This window comes from Melaminivora sp., from assembly GCF_032059615.1.
Lineage (GTDB): Bacteria > Pseudomonadota > Gammaproteobacteria > Burkholderiales > Burkholderiaceae_C > Melaminivora.
In genome coordinates, this window is record NZ_DAMCAM010000055.1 from 1 (window position 1) to 19,757 (window position 19,757).

The following is a 19,757-nucleotide window of genomic DNA, read 5'->3' on the forward strand; positions in this document are numbered from 1 at the left end:
GAACAAGATCATGTACGGCAAGAAGGTCAAGGGCATCGAGCGCAGCACCTTCCTGATCGGCCCCGACGGCTTGGTGGCGCAGGAGTGGCGCGGCCTCAAGGTGCCCGGCCACGTCGAGGAAGTGCTCAAGGCCGTGAAGGCGCTCAAGTCCGGCACCAAGCTGGCTCCCGCCAAGGCCAAGGAAGAGGCGGCCGAGAAGGCGCCCGTGCAGGAAGCCGCCTGAACCGCCCCGCCCGCACGCTGCGGGCAGCGGATGGGCGGTCAGAGGCAGCATGCATAATGGGTCAATGCCTCTGAAGAACGCGCTCCGAGCCGCCAACGTTACAAGCCGCCTGGTCCGCCCGGCGGCTTTTTTGCGCCCGCCCGCAATCGCGGCCCGCCCGCCGCGCCTCTTCCCCTGAACCGCCGCACCACCCGCAAGGCCTTCGCACATGCCCCTGCCTCCCGCCCCGACCAAGCGTGCCACGATGCTGGCTGCCGGCGCCATGCGCCAGGCTGCCGGCAAGCAAGACCAGCCGCAGGACGACACCGAAACCACCACGTCCCCCGCCGCCGGCCGCAAGACGGCTGCCGCCAAGGCAGCCACCAGGACGCCCGCCTCGCGCAGCCTGCGCCGCGCCGCGCCCGAGCCGGCACCGACACCGGCGCCCGCCCCTGCCGAAGCCGCCGCAGGCGCCGCGCCGGCCGCCGCTGCCGCCGCGGGCCGGAAGACCCGAACTGCGCCCGCAGCGGAGGCCGCCCCCGCCTCCAGCCCGGCGACCAGCCCCACAGCGTCCGCCAGGCCGCGCCGCGCCGCGCCGGCAAAACCGGCCGCCCGGCGCAAGGCCGAGGGCCCGCGCAAGATGTTCGTGCTCGACACCAACGTCCTGCTGCACGACCCGACCAGCCTGTTCCGCTTCGAGGAGCACGACATCTTCCTGCCCATGGTGGTGCTCGAAGAGCTGGACAACCACAAGAAGGGCATGACCGAGGTGGCGCGCAACGGCCGCCAGGCCAGCCGCACGCTTGACGCCCTGGTGGGCGCGCAGGATGGCGATATCGCCGACGGTCTGAAGCTCGACGCCACGGGCCACGTCGGCGCGGGAGGTTGCCTGTACTTCCAGACCTCGCCGCTCAGCTTCGAGCTGCCGCCCGGCCTGCCCCAGGGCAAGGCCGACAACCAGATCCTGAGCGTGGTGGCGGCGCTGCGCCGCCAGCATGCGCCCCGCGAGGTGGTGCTGGTGTCCAAGGACATCAACATGCGCGTCAAGGCGCGTGCCCTGGGCCTGCCGGCCGAGGACTACCAGAACGACAAGACGCTGGACGACGCCGACCTGCTCTACACCGGCAGCCTGGCGCTGCCGCCCGACTTCTGGGCCAAGGCCGGCAAGAACGTCGAAAGCTGGCAGCGCGGCGCGCAGATGTACTACCGCATCAACGGGCCGCTGGTGGACCAGCTGATGATCAACCAGTTCGTCTTCTACGAGGCGCCGGGCGAGCCGGGCATGTACGCGCGCGTGACCGAGATCCGCGAGCGCACGGCGGTGCTGGAGACGCTTAAGGACTACGGCTCGTCGCGCAACGCCGTGTGGGGCGTGAACACGCGCAACCGCGAGCAGAACTTCGCCATGAACCTGCTCATGGACCCGGATGTGGACTTCGTCACCCTCACCGGCACGGCCGGCACCGGCAAGACGCTGATGGCGCTGGCTGCGGGCCTGACGCAGGTGCTGGACCAGCGCCGCTACACCGAGATCATCATGACCCGCGCCACCGTGAGCGTAGGCGAGGACATCGGCTTCCTGCCCGGCACCGAGGAAGAAAAGATGGGCCCCTGGATGGGCGCGCTGGACGACAACCTGGAATTTCTCGCCAAGGGCGACGGCGGCAATGCCGGCGAGTGGGGCCGCGCCGCGACCAACGAGCTGATCAGGAGCCGCATCAAGATCAAGAGCCTGAACTTCATGCGCGGGCGCACCTTCCTGAACAAGTACGTGATCATCGACGAGGCGCAGAACCTGACGCCCAAGCAGATGAAGACCCTGATCACGCGCGCCGGCCCGGGCACCAAGATCATCTGCATGGGCAACCTGGCGCAGATCGACACGCCCTACCTGACCGAGGGCTCCTCGGGCCTGACCTATGCGGTGGACCGCTTCAAGGGCTGGCCGCACAGCGGGCACATCCTGCTCGCGCGCGGCGAGCGCTCGCGCCTGGCCGACTTCGCCAGCGAGGTGATGTAGCCATGGCCGGCTGGATGACCGCGCTCAAGTTCGTGCCCTGGGGGCAGGTGCTGGAGGCCACGCCGAAAATCGTGCAGAGCGCACGCCGGCTGATACGCCGCGAGGAGCAGGGGCCGGCACCTGCCACCCCTGCGGCGGCGAGCGTGGCCCGCAGCAGCCCGCTGGCCTCCGACGCCGAGCTGCTGCAAGGCCAGCTCACCGCCCTGCAGGAGCAGATGGGGCGCCTGCAGGAGGACCAGCGCGCCAGCGCCGTCCTGATCCGTTCGCTGGCCGAGCAGAACGCGCAGCTGGTGCGCGCCATCGACGCACTGCGCGCCCGCAGCCGCTGGCTGATGGGCAGCAGCGCCCTGCTGGCAGTGGTCAGCCTGGGGTTGTTGGGCTGGGTGCTGGGGCACTGAGCCCGCCTTTTGCTCCGTTAAAAATAGCTATAAGTCAAGCACTGGCGCGGGCTGGAGCCCTTTTCATCAATAAGTGTCGTCGCCATGGCCCATGGCGAGGTTCTCAAAGCGCGTCTGGTTCTTCTGGAAGAACAGCTTGACCGTGCCCGTGGGGCCGTTGCGCTGCTTGCCGATGATGATCTCGGCGACGTTGGGCTCCTTGGAGTCCTTGTTGTAGTAGTCGTCGCGGTAGATGAACATGATGATGTCCGCGTCCTGCTCGATGGCGCCGGACTCGCGCAGGTCGCTCATCATGGGGCGCTTGTCGGTGCGCGTCTCCACCGAGCGGTTGAGCTGCGACAGCGCGATCACCGGGCACTGCAGCTCCTTGGCCAGCATCTTCAGGCCGCGCGAGATTTCGCCCAGCTCGGTGGCCCGGTTCTCCGAGCTGCTGGCGCCCGAGCCGCTCATCAGCTGCAGGTAGTCGACCACGATCAGGCCCAGCTTGCCGCACGAGCGCGCCAGGCGCCGGGCATTGGCGCGCAGCTCGGAGGGCGTGAGGCCGGGCGTCTCGTCGATGTGCAGCGAGACGTTGCGCAGCCGCTCGATGGCCTCCGTCAGGCGCGGCCACTCCTCGTCGGTCAGCTTGCCGGTGCGCAGGTTGCCCTGGTTCACGCGGCCAATGGAGCCGACGATACGCACCGCCAGCTGCGCGGCGCCCATTTCCATCGAGAACACGGCCACCGGCAGACCTTCGTTCAACGCCACGTGCTCGGCGATGTTCACGGCGAACGAGGTCTTGCCCATGGACGGGCGCGCCGCCAGCACCACCAGGTCGCCGGCCTGCAGGCCGCTGGTCATGCGGTCCAGGTCGGCAAAACCCGTGGGCACGCCGGTCACGTCCATGGGGTTGTCGGCCATCTCCTGGACGCGGTCGAGCAGGTCCACCACCAGCGTGTCCAGCGCCTGGAAGCCCTGCTTCATGCGCGAGCCCTCTTCGCCGATGGCGAAGATTTTCTGCTCGGCCTCGTCCAGGATGCGCTCGACCGGCTTGCCCTGGGGGTTGAAGGCGTTGGTGGCGATCTCGTCGCTGGCGCTCACCAGCTTGCGCAGGATGGCGCGCTCGCGCACGATCTCCGCGTAGCGGCGGATGTTGCTGGCGCTGGGCACGTATTGCGCCAGGCTGTTGAGGTAGGACAGCCCGCCGATCTGCTCGGCGCGGCCCAGCACCTGCAGGTGCTCGTGCACCGTGATCACGTCGGCGGGCTTGCCGGCATTGACCAGGACGGCAACGGCGCCATAGATCTGCTGGTGCTCGTAGCGGTAGAAGTCGCCCTCGACCAGCAGGTCGCCCACGCGGTCCCAGGCCATGTTGTCCAGCAACAGGCCACCCAGCACGCTCGACTCGGCTTCGATCGAGTGCGGCGGCACGCGCAGCTGCGCCACCTCGCGGTCAAACGGCGGGGCGATTTCAAACCCATCGAGGGGGACGGACAGGACGGCAGACATGAGGGCGGAGCGCAACGCGAAAAACGGCACAGGAAGACGACGGAGCCGCGATGCTAGCGGCCGCGGGCCTGCGCGTCATTGCACAACCCTGTGGATAAGCGGTGGGCGCTGCGTGCACAAACGGGGGACTGCACAATGAAAAAAGCCGCCCGGAGGCGGCTTTTTTCATGCATGGCGCAGGACTGCGAAATCAGGCGGTTTCGCCGTACACGGCCACCGTCAGCTCCACCACCACGTCGGTGTGCAGGGCCACGGTGATGGTGTTGTCGCCGGTGGTCTTGATGGGACCGTTGGGCAGGCGCACCTGGGACTTCACCAGGTTGTAGCCCTGGCGGTTCAGCTCTTCGGCGATGTCCTGGTTGGTGACCGAGCCGAACAGGCGGCCGTCCACGCCGGCCTTCTGCGTCAGCTTGACGGTGGTGCCCGCCAGCTTCTCGCCTTCGGCCTGGGCGGCGACCAGCTTTTCGGCGGCGGCCTTCTCCAGTTCGGCGCGGCGCGCTTCAAATTCGGCCTTGGCAGCAGCCGTGGCGCGGCGGGCGCGACCCGTGGGGATCAGGAAGTTGCGGGCATAGCCGTCCTTGACCTTGACGATCTCGCCCAGGTTGCCCAGGTTCACGACCTTGTCGAGCAGGATGATTTGCATGGTGCGTGCTCCTTAGATCTTGTGCTGGTCGGAGTACGGCAGCAGGGCCAGGAAGCGCGCGCGCTTGATGGCGGTGTTGAGCTGACGCTGATAGATGGCGCGCGTGCCGGTCAGGCGCGCGGGGATGATCTTGCCGTTCTCGGCGATGAAGTCGCGCAGGGTGTCGACGTCCTTGTAGTCGATCTCTTTCACGCCGGCGACGGTGAAGCGGCAAAAGCGCTTGCGCTTGAACAGCAGCGACTGGGTGTTGCGCTTGGGACGCTTGTCTTTGTTGAATTTCTTGAACGTGGCCATGGTTGGACCTCTTGAAAATTAATCTTGTTGGATTTCCTGGATGTGGAGTACCAGCCCCTTGCCTCCGCGCCCTGCGGCGACGAACCCCTTGAAGGTCCAGACGCTTGCCGGAGCCTGGCGGGCCAGCCGCTCGGCCAGCGTGCCGAAGGCGACGGCGCGGACGGTGGCTTTCACCTGGCGCCGCGCGCCGGCATCGCTTTGCACCGATTCATGCTCCAGCACCAGATCCAGCGCCGGCAGTCCGGCGGGGGTATGGCGCAGCAGTTGGATGTCGGCGAGCGCAGCCTTCAGGGTGAGCTGGTTTTCCACACCTCCTGGCGATCAGATGGCCGGGCGGCTCAACGCTCGCCGGCGGCAGCGGCTTCCGCCTGGCTGGCCTTGCGGGCTTCTTCGCGCTCGACGGTCTTCATCATGGAGGACGGGCCGGTCTCGGCCGTCTTCTTTTGCACCGTCAGGTGGCGCAGCACGGCGTCGTTGAACTTGAAGGCGTGCTCCAGCTCGGCCATCACGGCCTGGTCGGCCTCGATGTTCAGGCACAGGTAGTGGGCCTTGGCGAGCTTGTTGATCAGGTAGGCCAGCTGGCGGCGGCCCCAGTCTTCCACGCGGTGGATCTGGCCACCGCCGGCGGTGATCATGCCCTTGTAGCGCTCGAGCATGGCAGGAACCTGCTCGCTCTGATCCGGGTGGATCAACAAGATGATTTCGTAGTGACGCATGCACACTCCTTTTGGATAAAGCCACCTGCCGCGTCGCCCCGGGCATCCAGGGCATGCAGTGTGGCAAGGCAAAAAGCAAAACACGCGATTATAGCCAGCCGCTGCGCACCTGTACACTGCGCGCCGCTGCCAGCCCCTCGCCGGTTCGGGCTGCAGCCGCCCGTGGGAGGGCCGGCGCTTGAAATCCACGCCGCTGCACCCAAGTGCCGCGCGTCACCCTTTTTTTTCAGACATTTCCAAGAACAGCACACAGACATGTCCGATCAACCCCAATCCGCATCCTCTCCCGAAGAAGTCGAAGCCGCCATGGCCGCCAACGCCGCCGACGAGCTGTCGCGCCTGCAGGCCGAGCTGGCCGAGCTGAAGGCCAAAAGCGCCGACCTGGCCGACCAGTACCTGCGCGCCAAGGCGGAGGCAGAGAATGCCCGTCGCCGCGCCGACGACGAAGTGGCCAAGGCGCGCAAGTTCGGCATCGAAGGCTTTGCCGAGAGCCTGCTGCCGGTGTGCGACAGCCTGGATGCCGCCCTGGCCATCGAGAGCGCTACCGCCGAGCAGCTGCGCGAAGGCTCGGACGCCACGCTGCGCCAGCTGCTGTCGGCGCTCGAGCGCAACAAGGTCGTGGTCGTGAACCCCGAGCCGGGCACGAAGTTCGACCCCCACCAGCACCAGGCCATCAGCGTCGTGCCCTCCGCGCAGGAGGCCAACACCATCGTCGGCGTGCTGCAAAAGGGCTACCTGATCTTCGATCGCGTGCTGCGCCCTGCCCTCGTCACGGTGGCCGCGCCCAAGTGAGGCCTGCGCGGCGGTTTTTCGCCGCGCCGCCGCTTGAAGACGCGGCACTTATCCACATGTAACGGCTATTCAGAAATTCCCACCTTGTTTCGGAGAACAACATGGCAAAAATCATCGGCATCGACCTGGGCACGACCAACAGTTGCGTGGCCATCATGGAAGGCAACACCACGCGCGTGATCGAAAACAGCGAGGGCGCGCGCACCACCCCTTCCATCGTGGCCTACCAGGATGACGGCGAGATCCTCGTCGGCGCCTCGGCCAAGCGCCAGGCCGTCACCAACCCCAAGAACACCATCTACGCTGCCAAGCGCCTGATCGGCCGCAAGTTCGACGAGAAGGAAGTGCAGAAGGACATCGACCTGATGCCCTACCAGATCGTCAAGGCCGACAACGGCGACGCCTGGGTGCAGGTGCGCGACCAGAAGCTGGCCGCCCCGCAGATCAGCGCCGAAGTGCTGCGCAAGATGAAGAAGACCGCCGAGGACTACCTGGGCGAGCCCGTGACCGAGGCCGTCATCACCGTGCCCGCGTACTTCAACGACGCCCAGCGCCAGGCCACCAAGGACGCCGGCCGCATCGCCGGCCTCGATGTCAAGCGCATCATCAATGAGCCCACCGCCGCGGCCCTGGCCTTCGGCCTGGACAAGCAGGACAAGGCCGACCGCAAGATCGCCGTGTATGACCTGGGGGGCGGCACGTTCGACGTGTCCATCATCGAGATCGCCGACGTCGATGGCGAGAAGCAGTTCGAGGTGCTGGCCACCAACGGCGACACCTTCCTGGGCGGCGAGGACTTCGACCAGCGCATCATCGACTACATCATCACCGAGTTCAAAAAGGACCAGGGCGTCGATCTGTCCAAGGACGTGCTGGCCCTGCAGCGCCTGAAGGAAGCCGCCGAGAAGGCCAAGATCGAGCTGTCCAACAGCGCGCAGACCGACATCAACCTGCCCTACATCACGGCCGATGCCTCGGGTCCGAAGCACCTGAACATCAAGCTCACGCGCGCCAAGCTGGAGAGCCTGGTGGACGACCTGATCGAGCGCACGCTTGCGCCCTGCCGCACGGCCATCAAGGACGCTGGCATCAGCGTGTCCGACATCAACGACGTGATCCTGGTCGGCGGCATGAGCCGCATGCCCAAGGTGCAGGACAAGGTCAAGGAATTCTTCGGCAAGGAGCCGAGGAAGGACGTGAACCCGGACGAGGCCGTGGCCGTCGGCGCCGCCATTCAGGGCCAGGTGCTCTCGGGCGACCGCAAGGACGTGCTGCTGCTGGACGTCACCCCCCTGTCCTTGGGCATCGAAACCCTGGGCGGCGTGATGACCAAGATGATCAGCAAGAACACGACCATCCCGACCAAGTTCGCGCAGACCTTCTCCACCGCCGAGGACAACCAGCCGGCCGTGACCATCAAGGTCTTCCAGGGCGAGCGCGAGCTGGCCAGCGCCAACAAGCTGCTGGGCGAGTTCAACCTGGAAGGCATTGCCCCGGCCTCGCGCGGCACGCCGCAGATCGAGGTGACGTTCGACATCGACGCCAACGGCATCCTGCACGTGGGCGCCAAGGACAAGGGCACGGGCAAGGAGAACAAGATCACCATCAAGGCCAACTCGGGCTTGTCCGAGGACGAGATCCAGAAGATGGTCAAGGACGCCGAGATCAACGCGGCCGACGACAAGAAGAAGCTCGAACTCGTGCAGGCGCGCAACCAGGGCGAGGCGGCCGTGCACTCGGTGACCAAGAGCCTGTCCGAGCACGGCGACAAGCTCGACGGCGGCGAGAAGGAGAAGATCGAGGCGGCCGTCAAGGCGCTGGAAGACGCCCTGAAGGGCGATGACAAGGGCGCCATCGAGGAAAAGACCACCGCCCTGATGACCGCCAGCCAGACGCTGGGCGAGAAGGTCTATGCCGACGCCCAGGCGACCGCCCAGGGCGGCGACGCCGGCCAGGATGGCGCCTCCCAGTCTGCCGGTGCTGCGTCCTCGTCCTCTTCGGCTGCGCAGGACGACAACGTGGTCGATGCCGAGGTGAAGGAAGTCAAGAAGGGCTGAGCCACCACTGCCGGCCAACCATAGCCGTGTTAGACGACCGCCGCGCCGGGCCCCGGGGAGCACCTGGGGTTCGCGCGGCGTTCCTGCGCCAACCGGGCTGAAAGAACCATGTCCAAGAGAGATTTTTACGAGGTCCTGGGCGTTCCCAAGAACGTTACGGACGATGAGCTGAAAAGAGCCTACCGCAAGCTCGCCATGAAACATCACCCTGACCGCAACCAGGGGGATGCAGCCAAGCGCGCCGAGGAGTCCTTCAAGGAGGCCAAGGAAGCCTACGAAATCCTGTCCGACCCGCAAAAGCGCGCCGCCTACGACCAGTACGGCCATGCCGGAGTGGACCCGAACATGCGCGGCGGCATGGGCGGCGCCGAGGGCTTCGGCGGCTTTGCCGAGGCCTTTGGCGACATCTTCGGCGACATGTTCGGCGCCGGCGGGGCGCGGGGCGGGCGCGGCGGCCGCCAGGTCTATCGCGGCAGTGACCTGTCCTACGCGATGGAGATCACGCTGGAGGAGGCCGCCAACGGCAAGGAGGCGCAGATCCGCATCCCCAGCTGGGAGGCCTGCGACACCTGCCACGGCTCGGGCGCCAAGCCCGGCACCAGCCCGAAGACCTGCGGCACCTGCCACGGCTCGGGCGCGGTGCAGATGCGCCAGGGTTTCTTCAGCGTGCAGCAGACCTGCCCGCACTGCCGCGGCACGGGCAAGATCATTCCCGAGCCGTGCACGACCTGCCACGGCCAGGGCAAGCTCAAGCGCCAGAAGACGCTCGAGGTGAAAATTCCCGCCGGCATCGACGACGGCATGCGCATCCGCTCCACCGGCAACGGCGAGCCGGGCACCAACGGCGGCCCGCCGGGTGACCTGTACATCGAGATCCGCATCAGGAAGCACGACATCTTCGAGCGCGACGGCGACGACCTGCACTGCCAGGTGCCGGTCAGTTTCACCACCGCCGCTTTGGGCGGCGAGATCGAGGTGCCGACGCTGGCCGGCAAGGCCGCCATCGACATCCCCGAGGGCACGCAGGCCGGCAAGCAGTTCCGCCTGCGCGGCAAGGGCATCAAGGGCGTGCGCTCGTCCTACCCGGGCGACCTGTACTGCCACATCGTGGTCGAGACGCCCGTCAAGCTGACCGAGTATCAGCGCAAGCTGCTGCGCGACTTCGACGAATCGCTCAAGAAGGGCGGCGCCAAGCATTCGCCCTCGACCGAGAGCTGGACGGACAAGCTCAAGAGCTTCTTTAGCTGAGCCCGGCAGGGACCGCTGCGCCGGGCGCGGCTCAGCGGTTCCTCATCCAGTCGGCCGTGCCCATGAAGCTCTCGTTCAGGCGCTCGCGCAGCGCCCCGGGCACGCCGACATCCTCCATGGCCTGGTCCATGCACGCCACCCACTGGTCGCGCTCCAGGATGCCGATGGAGAACGGCAGGTGGCGCGCCCGCAGGCGCGGGTGGCCAAAGCGCTGCTGGTAGTGGTCGGGCCCGCCCAGCCAGCCGCAGAGAAACCAGAACAGCTTGCTGCGCGCGTCATCGAGCGTGCTGCCGTGCGTGGCGCGCAGCTCGGCATAGCCCGGCTCCAGGTCCATCAGGTCATAGAAGCGCTCCACCAGCTGGCGCACGGCGTCTTCGCCGCCCAGCCATTCGTAGGCCGTTGCAGGGGTGGTGGCAGGGTCTGCGGTCGTCATGGCGGGCGATTGTAGGAAGGGCCCTCGCCGCCCGGCGCTGAGGGGTCTTGCCGCGCGAAAGCGCCGCCCTACCTCTGCTCCGGGCTCCAGTCCGGCCGCGTCTGCAATGAATCGGCCCAGTCGGCGCTGGGCGCGCCCTCGCCGGCCAGCTGCTGGTTGCGTGAATTGGAACGCCACACGCCGCCGGCCCAGCCCAGCTGGGGCTGGGTGCGATACCAGAACCAGCGGCCATCGGCGTCCTGCGCCAGCCAGTTCCAACCCTCGGGGGCGGCGGACCAGTCCGGGGCATCCGGAGCATCCGGGTTAGGGGTGTGGGAAGTCATGGCGTTTTTTCCTGATAAAAAACGGCGTTTTCCCTTATATAGCCTTGAGTTGTAGCTATCAAAATTGTAATGCTGCTAGGCTGCGCGGCGCAGCGTCTCGACCACCGGCCGGCGCAGCACGTCACGCAGGCCCCACCAGCCCGCCGCCAGCGCCAGCAGGGCCCCCGCGAGGGCGGCAGCGAGAGGCACCCACAGCGGCGCGCTCCAGTCGAAGCCGAAGACCTGGCGCGCCAGCAGCCAGCCCACCCCCAGCGCCACGGCGCCGGCCAGCGCTCCGGCCAGCAGGCCGACCCCGGCCAGCTCGGCGCGCTGCACCTGGCGCAGCAGCCGGGCCTGGGCGCCCAGCGCGCGCAGGATGGCGAATTCGCGCGCTCGCTCCTCGCGCGTGGCAGTCACGGCGGCGAACAGCACCACCAGGCCGGCGGCGAGCGTGAAGACGAACAGGAACTCCACCGCGCGGGTGACCTGCGCCAGCACCCCCTGCACCTGCGCCAGCGTGGCGCTCAGGTCCACGTTGGTGATGTTGGGAAAATCGTGCACCAGGGCGTTGTCAAAGGCGGCAGCGCCCTGCGGCGCGCGGTAGGCCGCCAGGTAGGTCAGCGGCACCCCGGGCATCTCGGCCACCGGGTACAGGACGAAGAAGTTGGCACGCAGCGAGCCCCAGTCCACGCGCCGCAGGCTGGTGATGCGCGCCTCGACCGGCTGGCCCGCCACGTCGAAACGCAGCACATCGCCCAGGCGCAGGCCCAGCGTCCTGGCGATGCCCTCCTCCACGCTCACGGCGCCCGCCTCGCCGGGCTGCCAGCGGCCGGCGACGATCAGGTTGTGCGCGGGCCGGGCGCTGGCGTGCGAGAGGTTGAACTCGCGCTCGAGCATGCGCCGCGTGCGCTCGTCGGCCTGCTGCTGCGGCTGCACCTCCCGCCCATTGATGGCGGCCAGGCGCCCGCGAAACATGGGGTACCAGTCATACTGCGCCACGCCCGCGGCGGCCAGCCGGGCGCGGAAGTCCGCCGCCTGCTCAGGGAGAATGTTGATGACGAAGCGGTTGGGCGCCTCGGCCGGCGCGCTGCGCTGCCAGCTGGCGATCAGGTCGGTGCGCAGCAAGACCAGCAGCACCAGCGCCAGCAGCCCCACGGCCAGGCTACTGACCTGCACCACCGCATAGGCCGGGCGCGCGGCCACCTGGCGCGTGGCCAGCAGCAGCCAGCGCGGCGCCGTGCCCTCGCGCACGCCGCGGCGCAGCAGCTGCACGGCGGCCCAGGCCAGCAGCGCGAACAGCAGCACGGCGCCAGCAAAGCCGCCCACGGCGATGGCGCCCAGCCGGGCGTCACCCGCCACCACCAGCAGCAGCGCGGCAAAGCCCGCCAGACCCGCGCCCAGCACGGCCAGCGACGCCGGCCGCGGGCCGGCCAGCTCGCGGCGGATGACGCGCAGCGCCGGCACCTGCGCCAGCTGCAGCACCGGCGGCAGGCCAAAGGCCAGCATCAGCGCCAGTCCCACGCCCAGGCCCAGCAGCGCCGGCGCGGGCGTTGCGGCCGGCAGCCCGCCCGGCACCAGGCCAGCCAGCAGCAGCACGAAGACATGGTGCAGGGCAAAGCCGAGCAGCACGCCCAGCAGGCTGGCCACCAGCCCCACGGCCAGGAATTCCAGCGCATAGGCGACGGCGATGGTGCGCTGCGGCGCGCCCAGCACGCGCAGCAGGGCTGCTGCGTCCAGGTGGCGCGCGGCAAAGGCACGCGAGGCCAGGGCCACCGCCACGGCCGACAACAGCGCCGCAAGCAGCGCCACCAGGTTCAGGAACTGCTGGGCGCGCGCCAGCGTCTGGCGCATCTCGGGCTGACCACTGTCCAGGGACTCGACGCGCACGCCGCGCACACCCGCGCGCGCTGCCTCCTCGGCCGCCCAGTCCGCAAAGCGTTGCGCCGCGCGCGCCGGGCCGGCCACGGCCAGGCGCCAGGTGATGCGGCTGGCCGGCTGCACCAGGCCGGTGGCGGGCAAGTCCGCAGCGTGGATCATGACGCGCGGGGCAAAGGACAGGAAACCCGCGCCCCGGTCGGGCTCGAGCGTGATGACGCGCGTGATTGCCAGGCGCGCGTCGCCCAGCAGCAGCGCGTCGCCCACCTGCAGGCCGAGCGCGGCCAGCAGCGGCGCGTCCACCCAGGCCTGGCCGGGCGCCGGGATATCGCGCGTGGGCTGGCCCGGCGCATCCGGGCCGTCCGCCACCTGCAGCTGCCCGCGCAGCGGGTAGCCCGGCTCCACGCTCTTGAGCGCCACCAGCCGGCTGGCGCCGCCGCGCGCATCCTCGGCGCGGGCCATGGTGGGAAAGTTCAGTGACGTGGCATGGCGCAGGCCCAGGCGCTCGGCCTCCTGCACAAAGGCGGGTGGCGTGGCGCTGTCGCTGGCCACCACCGCGTCCCCGCCGAGCAGCTGCAGGGCATCGCGCGCCAAGCCGCCCTGCAGCCGGTCGGCAAAGAAGCCCACCGAGGCGAGCGCAGCCACGGCCAGCGCCACGGCCACCACGAGCAGGCGCAGCTCGCCGGCGCGCAGGTCGCGCCACAGCGTGCGCCAGGCCAGGGCGACGGCCGAAGGCGCCCGCGCCTCAGCCCTCATACATAGCGCAGCACCGTCGGCGGGCGGCACAGCCCCCACAGCTGCATGCCGGCCTCGCGCGCCAGCTGCAGCGCCAGCGTCGTGGGCGCCGAGATGGTGGCGAACGCCGGCACCTGCAGGCGCGCGCACTTGCGCACCAGCTCGTAGCTGGTGCGGCTGGTCATGACGACGAAGCCCGGCTCGCCCAGGCGCCCGGCCAGCGCCAGACGGCCCAGGAGCTTGTCCAGCGCGTTGTGCCGGCCCACGTCCTCGAGCACCTCGGTCAGTTCGCCCTGCGGCGTGGCCCAGCCGGCAGCGTGCAGCGAGCCGGCGCGGGCGTTGAGCGTCTGGCGCGAGGCCAGGGCCTCGAAGGGGCGCAACACGGCGGCCGCGTCCAGGCGGGCCGCCCAGTCCGGGGTGGGCACGGGCTCTGGGTGCAAATCCAGGGCCTGCAGGCTGTCGATGCCGCACACGCCGCAGCCGGTGCGCCCGACCAAGGCGCGGCGGCGCTCCTTGAGGCGCATGAAGTGGCGCGGCGGGATTTCAATGTGCACCGAGCAGCTCGCGTCCGCCGTACCTGCTCCGTGCGTCAGCACCTCCAGGTCACGGCACTCCCCGGGCGCCTCGACGATGCCCTCGGACAGGGCAAAACCCACGGCGAACTCCGCCAGGTCCTGCGGGGTGGCCATCATGACCGCGTGCGAGATGCCGTTGAAGACCAGCGCGACAGGCACTTCGGCGGCCACGTCCACGGCGTGGGTAGGCGCGGGCACCCCGCCCTGCCAGGACTGGGCTGGCAGGCGCTGCAGCGGGGCAATGGATTCGGGCAAGGCGCAGGCGGGAGCAAACTCGATCACGGACATGGACGGCACGATACCAGCCATGGGCATTGTCCGGCACCCGGCCGCGGCCGGGTCCGACCGCGGCGCTGGGAAATTGACCCTGCCGCTATGATGGCCGCCGCGCCACACCCGCGTGGCCGCGCAGTCACACAACAACTAGGTGCCAACCCTCATTCCCTCGCCGGGGTCTGCAGCGAAGATGGCACCACACATTCCTATTCCCACACAGGAGGTTTCATCATGGACATGAACCGCCGGCACTTCTTCCGCGTGAGCGGGGCAGGCCTGGTGGGCTCCAGCCTGGTTGCCATGGGCTTTTCGCCCGCGACCGCGCTGGCCGAGGTACGCCAGTACAAGCTGGCCGCTGCCACGGTGACCCGCCAGACGTGCACCTATTGCTCCGTCGGCTGCGGTCTGCTCATGTACGCCCTGGGCGATGGCTCGGCCAACGCCCGTCTTTCGATCATGCACGTCGAGGGCGACCCCGACCACCCGGTCAACCGCGGCACGCTGTGCCCCAAGGGCGCGGGCCTGCTGGACTTCATCAACAGCCCCAACCGGCTGCTGTACCCCGAGTACCGCGCGCCGGGCAGCAACGAGTGGAAGCGCCTGTCCTGGGACGATGCGCTGAACCGCATCGCCAAGCTGCTCAAGGACGACCGCGACGCCAACTTCCAGGCCAAGACGGACGACGGCCTGACGGTCAACCGCTGGCTGACCACCGGCATGCTGGCCGCCTCGGCGTCCAGCAACGAAGCCGGCTACATCACCTACAAGGTTGCCCGCTCCTGGGGCATCCTCGCGTTCGACAACCAAGCCCGTGTTTGACACGGCCCGACGGTGGCAGGTCTTGCCCCGACGTTTGGCCGTGGAGCGATGACGAACCATTGGGTCGACATCAAGAATGCGGACGTTATTTTGATCATGGGCGGCAATGCCGCCGAAGCACACCCGTGCGGTTTCAAGTGGGTCACCGAAGCCAAGGCGCACAACAAGGCGCACTTCATGGTGGTGGACCCGCGCTTCAACCGCTCGGCCTCGGTCGCCGATTTCTATGCCCCGATCCGCTCGGGCAGCGACATCGTCTTCCTGGGCGGGATCATCAATTACCTGTTGTCCAACGACAAGATCCACCACGAGTACGTGCACAACTACACGGACTTCAGCTTCATCGTGCGCGATGACTACCAGTTCGTGGACGGCATCTTCTCGGGCTACAACGAGGAAAAGCGCACCTACGACAAGAAGACGTGGGACTACGAGCTGGGCGAAGACGGTTACGTGAAAACCGACCCCACGCTGCAGCACCCGCGCTGCGTGTACCAGCTCATGAAGAAGCACTACGAGAGCTACACGCCCGAGAAGGTGGAGAGCGTCTGCGGCACGCCCAAGGACAAGTTCCTGCACGTGTGCGAGAAGTTCGCCTCCACCGCCGTGCCGGGCCGCGCCGCGACCATCATGTACGCGCTGGGCTGGACGCAGCACTCCATCGGCTCGCAGATCCTGCGCTGCGCGGCCATGGTGCAGCTGCTGTGCGGCAACATCGGCGTGGCCGGCGGCGGCATGAACGCGCTGCGCGGGCATTCCAACATCCAGGGCCTGACCGACCTGGGGCTGCTGTCGTCCAGCATGCCGGGCTACCTCACCCTGCCCAACGAAAAAGAGCAGGACTACGCCGCCTTCATGGAGGCGCGCACGCCCAAGACGCTGCGTCCCGGCCAGATGAATTACTGGCAGAACTACCCGAAGTTCCACGTCAGCCTGATGAAGTCGCTCTTCGGCGCGGCGGCCACGGCCGAGAACAACTGGGCCTTCGACTACCTGCCCAAGCTCGACAAGCAGTACGACATGCTGCAGATCTTCCAGCTCATGAACGAGGGCAAGGTCAACGGCTACATCGCCCAGGGCTTCAACCCGATCGCGGCGCTGTCCAACAGCCACCGCGTGCGCGACGGCCTGGCCAAGCTCAAGTTCCTAGTCATCATGGACCCGCTGGCCACCGAGACCTCCGAGTTCTGGAAGAACCACGGCGAGTTCAACGACATCGACACGGCGGCCGTGCAGACGGAGGTCTTCCGCCTGCCCACGACCTGCTTTGCCGAGGAAGAGGGCGCGGTGGTCAGCTCCTCGCGCGTGCTGCAGTGGCACTGGAAGGCGGCCGAGCCCCCGGGCGAGGCACGCACCGACGTGGCCATCATGTCCGGCCTGCACATGCGCCTGAAGGCGCTGTACGCCAAGGACGGCGGGGCCTTCCCCGACCCCATCGTCAACCTGGACTGGCGCTACGCCCAGCCCGAGCACCCGACCTCCGAGGAAATCGCCAAGGAGTACAACGGCCGCGCGCTGGTGGACCTGGTCGACCCCAAGGACCCGACCAAGGTCATCCGGGCGGCAGGCCAGCAGGTGGCAGGCTTTGCCGAGCTGCGCGACGACGGCACCACGGCCAGCGGCTGCTGGATCTATGCCGGCGCCTGGACGCAGGCCGGCAACCAGATGGCGCGCCGCGACAACTCCGACCCGACGGGCATCGGCAACACGCTGAACTGGGCCTGGGCCTGGCCGGCCAACCGCCGCGTGCTCTACAACCGGGCCTCGGCCGACCTGGAGGGCCGCGCCTTCAACCCCCGGCGCAAGCTGGTGGAGTGGAACGGCCGCGCCTGGGTGGGCGCGGACGTGCCGGACACGGGCGTGGGCATCGCTCCCGAGACCGGCAACGGCCCGTTCATCATGAACCCCGAGGGCGTTGCACGCTTCTTTGCGCGCAAGGGCCTGGCCGAAGGGCCGTTCCCGACGCACTACGAGCCGTTCGACACGCCGCTGGGCATCAACCCGATGTACCCGAGCAACGCCAAGGCCACGTCTTCACCGGCCGCGCGCGTGTTCGACAACATCTGGGACACCTTCGGCAAGGCTGCGGACTACCCCCACGTGGGAACGACCTACCGCCTGACCGAGCACTTCCACTACTGGACCAAGCACTCCCTGGTCAATGCCATCACCCAGCCCGAGCAGTTCGTCGAGATCGGCGAAGCGCTGGCCAAGGAGCTGGGCATTGCCGCGGGCGACCGCGTCAAGGTCAGCTCCAAGCGCGGCCACATCAAGGCCGTGGCGGTGGTGACCAAGCGCATCAAGGCCATGCAGATCGAGGGCAAGGCCGTGCACCACGTGGGCATCCCCATCCACTGGGGCTTCAAGGGTCTGACCAAGCCAGGCTACCTGGCCAACATCCTGACCCCCTTCGTGGGCGACGGCAACACCAACACGCCGGAATTCAAGACCTTCCTCGTGAAGGTCGAGAAGGCTTAAAGGAGTCACGAGATGGCACTGCAATCCCTTGACATCCAGCGCGTGTCGGCCACCACATCGCCCGCGCCGCAGGCGCGCAGCCCGCACTCGGGCGACGTGGCCAAGCTGATCGACGTTTCCAAGTGCATCGGCTGCAAGGCCTGCCAGACGGCATGCATGGAATGGAACGACCTGCGCCAGGAGCCGGGCACCACGCACGGCACCTACGACAACCCCACGGACCTGACGCCCAATGCGTGGACGGTGATGCGCTTCACCGAATACGACAACGAGCAGACCGGCAACCTGGAGTGGCTGATCCGCAAGGACGGCTGCATGCACTGCGAGGACCCGGGCTGCCTGAAGGCCTGCCCGTCGCCCGGCGCCATCGTGCAGTACACCAACGGCATCGTGGACTTCCACGAGGAGCACTGCATCGGCTGCGGCTACTGCGTGACCGGCTGCCCGTTCAACGTGCCGCGCATCTCGCAGAAGGACAACAAGGCCTACAAGTGCACCTTGTGCTCCGACCGCGTTGCCGTGGGCCAGGAGCCGGCTTGCGTCAAGACCTGCCCCACCGGCGCCATCGTGTTCGGCACCAAGCAGGCGATGAAGGACCACGCGTCCGAGCGCATCGTCGACCTGAAGGAGCGCGGCTACGCCAACGCCGGCCTGTACGACCCGGTCGGCGTGGGCGGCACGCACGTCATGTACGTGCTGCACCATGCGGACAAGCCGTCGCTGTACCAGGGCCTGCCTGACGCGCCGCGCATCAGCCCCATGGTCAGCCTCTGGAAGGGCGCCGCCAAGCCCCTGGCCATGCTGGCCCTGGGCGCGGCCGCCGTGGGCAGCCTGTTCCACTTCATCGCCAAGGGCCCCAACGAAGTCTCCAAGGACCTGGAAGACGAGATGGAGCGCCAGGACCGTGAGGCCGAAGCGGCCGCGAAGGAGAGCCAGCCATGAGACGCAACCCGCGCGACCTGCAGCGCTACACCGCCTCCGAGCGGCTGAACCACTGGATCGTGGGCATCTGCTTCATCCTGCTGGCGCTGTCCGGGCTGGCGTTTTTCCACCCGGCCTTCTACCCGCTGGTGCAGCTGTTGGGCGGCGGCCCCTGGGCGCGCATCCTGCACCCCTACATCGGGGTGGTGATGTTCCTGTTCTTCCTGGTCATGATTGTCCGCTTCGCAGCGCTCAACCTGATCGAGCGGCGCGACCTGGAGTGGCTGAAGAACGTCGGCAAGATGGTGGACGGCGACGACCACGACATGCCCGAGCAGGGCAAGTACAACGGCGGCCAGAAGCTCGTCTTCTGGGGCTTCGTGCTGTGCATGCTGGTGCTGATCGTCAGCGGCGTCATGATGTGGCGCGCCTGGCTCACGCTGCCGGTGGAGCTGGTGCGCCTGGCCTCGGTGCTGCACGCCGTCGCCGCCACGGTGATGATCGGCATTTTCATCCTGCACGTGTACGCCGCCATCTGGACGCGTGGCACCATCCGCGCCATGCTCTACGGCACGGTCACGCGCGCCTGGGCCAAGCAGCACCACCGCGGCTGGTACCGCAAGGTGACCGGCGACAACAGCTGAGCCGCACGCCAGCCTGGGGTTATTGTTTTTGATAGCATGAACCCCAGAATTGGCGCTGGCTGAAGCCAGCAAAGCCCCCCTGAAAGCCGCCGGTCGCGTCACTGCCCCGGCGGCACTTTTTTGAACGAGGAAGGCCCGATACCGTGCAACGCATCCTTCAGCCGGGCGACATCGAAGCCCTGGACCGCACCGCCCTGCCGCGCGTGCGCCTGCCGCAGCCGGCCAGCCTGTTTGCCGAGCGCGCCGCGCGCCTGGCGCAAAAAGCCGTGGACAACCCCATCGGCGACTACCTGACCTTCCTGTCGCATCTGGTGCGCGCGCAGCAGCACGCCGCCGCCAGCGTGCAGACCGAGGCGCCCGAGGCCGCGCTGATCGCGCGCGCGCAGGAGCACTCCATGCCCCTGCTGCCCGCCGCCAGCCATGTGGACCCGGCCTGGCAGGGCGTGCTCGACCAGCTGCTGGATGCGGCCCGCACCGCCCCGGGCCTGCCCGAGCCGCTGGCGCCCGTCATCGATCACCTGCGCGCCCTCGACGGCGAGGGCCGCGACACCCTGGCGCGCCGCGTCCTCGTCGGCCTGCTGTCGGAGACCGAAGAGCTGGCCGCCGCGCCCTTCGTCATGGCCGCGCTGCAGGTGGTGTTTGCCGACCGCGCCAGCCGCCTGCGCCTGGCCGACATCCCCTACACCGAGCCGGCCAGCATCTGCCCGGTGTGCGGCACGCCCCCCGTGGCCAGCGTGCAGCGCATCGGCGGCCAGGAGGCGGGCCTGCGCTACCTGCACTGCGGCGCCTGCGCCACCGAGTGGCACATGGTGCGCGTCAAGTGCAGCCACTGCGAATCGAC

18 protein-coding genes and 1 pseudogene are annotated in these 19,757 nt (G+C 68.3%); 10 read left to right on the top strand and 9 right to left on the bottom strand.

Annotated elements, in window-relative coordinates; genetic code table 11:
- From RT051_RS11690 to RT051_RS11700, 3 genes and pseudogenes are all read left to right on the top strand, one after another.
- Positions 1-223 (top strand): annotated as a pseudogene (locus RT051_RS11690) (hypothetical protein); the annotation flags it as partial.
- Between the two features lie 208 nt (positions 224-431).
- A complete protein-coding gene (locus tag RT051_RS11695; protein ID WP_313076869.1) occupies positions 432-2,222 on the top strand; it encodes a PhoH family protein in 1,791 nt (596 codons plus the stop codon).
- A 2-nt stretch (positions 2,223-2,224) separates the two neighbouring features.
- Entirely contained in the window at positions 2,225-2,620 is a 396-nt protein-coding gene (locus RT051_RS11700) for a hypothetical protein (protein ID WP_313076870.1), read from the top strand.
- Between the two features lie 66 nt (positions 2,621-2,686).
- Here the strand turns inward: RT051_RS11700 and dnaB are convergent, their stop codons facing one another.
- The 5 genes from dnaB to rpsF form a co-directional block, all read right to left on the bottom strand.
- Complete coding sequence (dnaB, locus tag RT051_RS11705) at positions 2,687-4,108, bottom strand: replicative DNA helicase (protein WP_313076871.1); 1,422 nt, start codon at positions 4,106-4,108, stop codon at positions 2,687-2,689.
- A 190-nt stretch (positions 4,109-4,298) separates the two neighbouring features.
- A complete protein-coding gene (gene rplI, locus RT051_RS11710; RefSeq protein WP_313076874.1) occupies positions 4,299-4,751 on the bottom strand; it encodes a 50S ribosomal protein L9 in 453 nt (150 codons plus the stop codon).
- 12 nt (positions 4,752-4,763) lie between these two features.
- Entirely contained in the window at positions 4,764-5,045 is a 282-nt protein-coding gene (rpsR, locus tag RT051_RS11715) for a 30S ribosomal protein S18 (protein ID WP_091570915.1), read from the bottom strand.
- Between the two features lie 18 nt (positions 5,046-5,063).
- On the bottom strand, positions 5,064-5,354 hold the full coding sequence (priB, locus tag RT051_RS11720; RefSeq protein ID WP_312303441.1) for a primosomal replication protein N: 291 nt from the start codon (positions 5,352-5,354) through the stop codon (positions 5,064-5,066).
- A 29-nt stretch (positions 5,355-5,383) separates the two neighbouring features.
- Positions 5,384-5,761 carry a 30S ribosomal protein S6 gene (gene rpsF / locus RT051_RS11725; protein WP_106845850.1) on the bottom strand — a complete coding sequence of 126 codons (378 nt, stop codon included), beginning with the start codon at positions 5,759-5,761 and terminating at the stop codon, positions 5,384-5,386.
- A 162-nt stretch (positions 5,762-5,923) separates the two neighbouring features.
- Here rpsF and grpE point away from each other — a divergent pair, with 162 nt between their 5' ends.
- The 3 genes from grpE to dnaJ all read left to right on the top strand — a co-directional run bounded on the left by grpE (position 5,924) and on the right by dnaJ (position 9,858).
- Complete coding sequence (gene grpE / locus RT051_RS11730; protein WP_313076885.1) at positions 5,924-6,553, top strand: nucleotide exchange factor GrpE; 630 nt, start codon at positions 5,924-5,926, stop codon at positions 6,551-6,553.
- Between the two features lie 101 nt (positions 6,554-6,654).
- Complete coding sequence (gene dnaK, locus RT051_RS11735) at positions 6,655-8,610, top strand: molecular chaperone DnaK (protein ID WP_313076886.1); 1,956 nt, start codon at positions 6,655-6,657, stop codon at positions 8,608-8,610.
- A gap of 108 nt (positions 8,611-8,718) precedes the next feature.
- Positions 8,719-9,858, top strand: a complete 1,140-nt coding sequence (gene dnaJ, locus RT051_RS11740) for a molecular chaperone DnaJ (RefSeq protein WP_313076887.1) — start codon at positions 8,719-8,721, stop codon at positions 9,856-9,858.
- 31 nt (positions 9,859-9,889) lie between these two features.
- Here dnaJ and RT051_RS11745 read toward each other — a convergent pair whose 3' ends face one another.
- The 4 genes from RT051_RS11745 to fdhD form a co-directional block, all read right to left on the bottom strand.
- Positions 9,890-10,291, bottom strand: a complete 402-nt coding sequence (locus RT051_RS11745) for a group II truncated hemoglobin (RefSeq protein WP_313076889.1) — start codon at positions 10,289-10,291, stop codon at positions 9,890-9,892.
- Positions 10,292-10,359: 68 nt separating this feature from the next.
- Positions 10,360-10,614, bottom strand: coding sequence for a hypothetical protein (locus RT051_RS11750; RefSeq protein WP_313076890.1), 255 nt, complete (start codon positions 10,612-10,614; stop codon positions 10,360-10,362).
- Positions 10,615-10,689: 75 nt separating this feature from the next.
- Positions 10,690-13,224 carry an ABC transporter permease gene (locus tag RT051_RS11755; protein WP_313076893.1) on the bottom strand — a complete coding sequence of 845 codons (2,535 nt, stop codon included), beginning with the start codon at positions 13,222-13,224 and terminating at the stop codon, positions 10,690-10,692.
- Entirely contained in the window at positions 13,221-14,087 is an 867-nt protein-coding gene (fdhD, locus tag RT051_RS11760; protein ID WP_313076895.1) for a formate dehydrogenase accessory sulfurtransferase FdhD, read from the bottom strand. Before fdhD ends, RT051_RS11755 begins: the two co-directional genes overlap by 4 nt.
- A gap of 198 nt (positions 14,088-14,285) precedes the next feature.
- Here fdhD and fdnG point away from each other — a divergent pair, with 198 nt between their 5' ends.
- From fdnG to RT051_RS11780, 4 genes are all read left to right on the top strand, one after another.
- Positions 14,286-17,351 carry a formate dehydrogenase-N subunit alpha gene (gene fdnG / locus RT051_RS11765; protein ID WP_313076897.1) on the top strand — a complete coding sequence of 1,022 codons (3,066 nt, stop codon included), beginning with the start codon at positions 14,286-14,288 and terminating at the stop codon, positions 17,349-17,351.
- A 12-nt stretch (positions 17,352-17,363) separates the two neighbouring features.
- A complete protein-coding gene (gene fdxH, locus RT051_RS11770; RefSeq protein WP_312304713.1) occupies positions 17,364-18,293 on the top strand; it encodes a formate dehydrogenase subunit beta in 930 nt (309 codons plus the stop codon).
- Positions 18,290-18,916 carry a formate dehydrogenase subunit gamma gene (locus RT051_RS11775; protein WP_313076902.1) on the top strand — a complete coding sequence of 209 codons (627 nt, stop codon included), beginning with the start codon at positions 18,290-18,292 and terminating at the stop codon, positions 18,914-18,916. The genes fdxH and RT051_RS11775 overlap by 4 nt, the downstream gene beginning before the upstream one ends.
- A 143-nt stretch (positions 18,917-19,059) precedes the next feature.
- The coding region (locus RT051_RS11780; RefSeq protein ID WP_313076905.1) for a formate dehydrogenase accessory protein FdhE at positions 19,060-19,757 on the top strand (698 nt) is incomplete at its 3' end.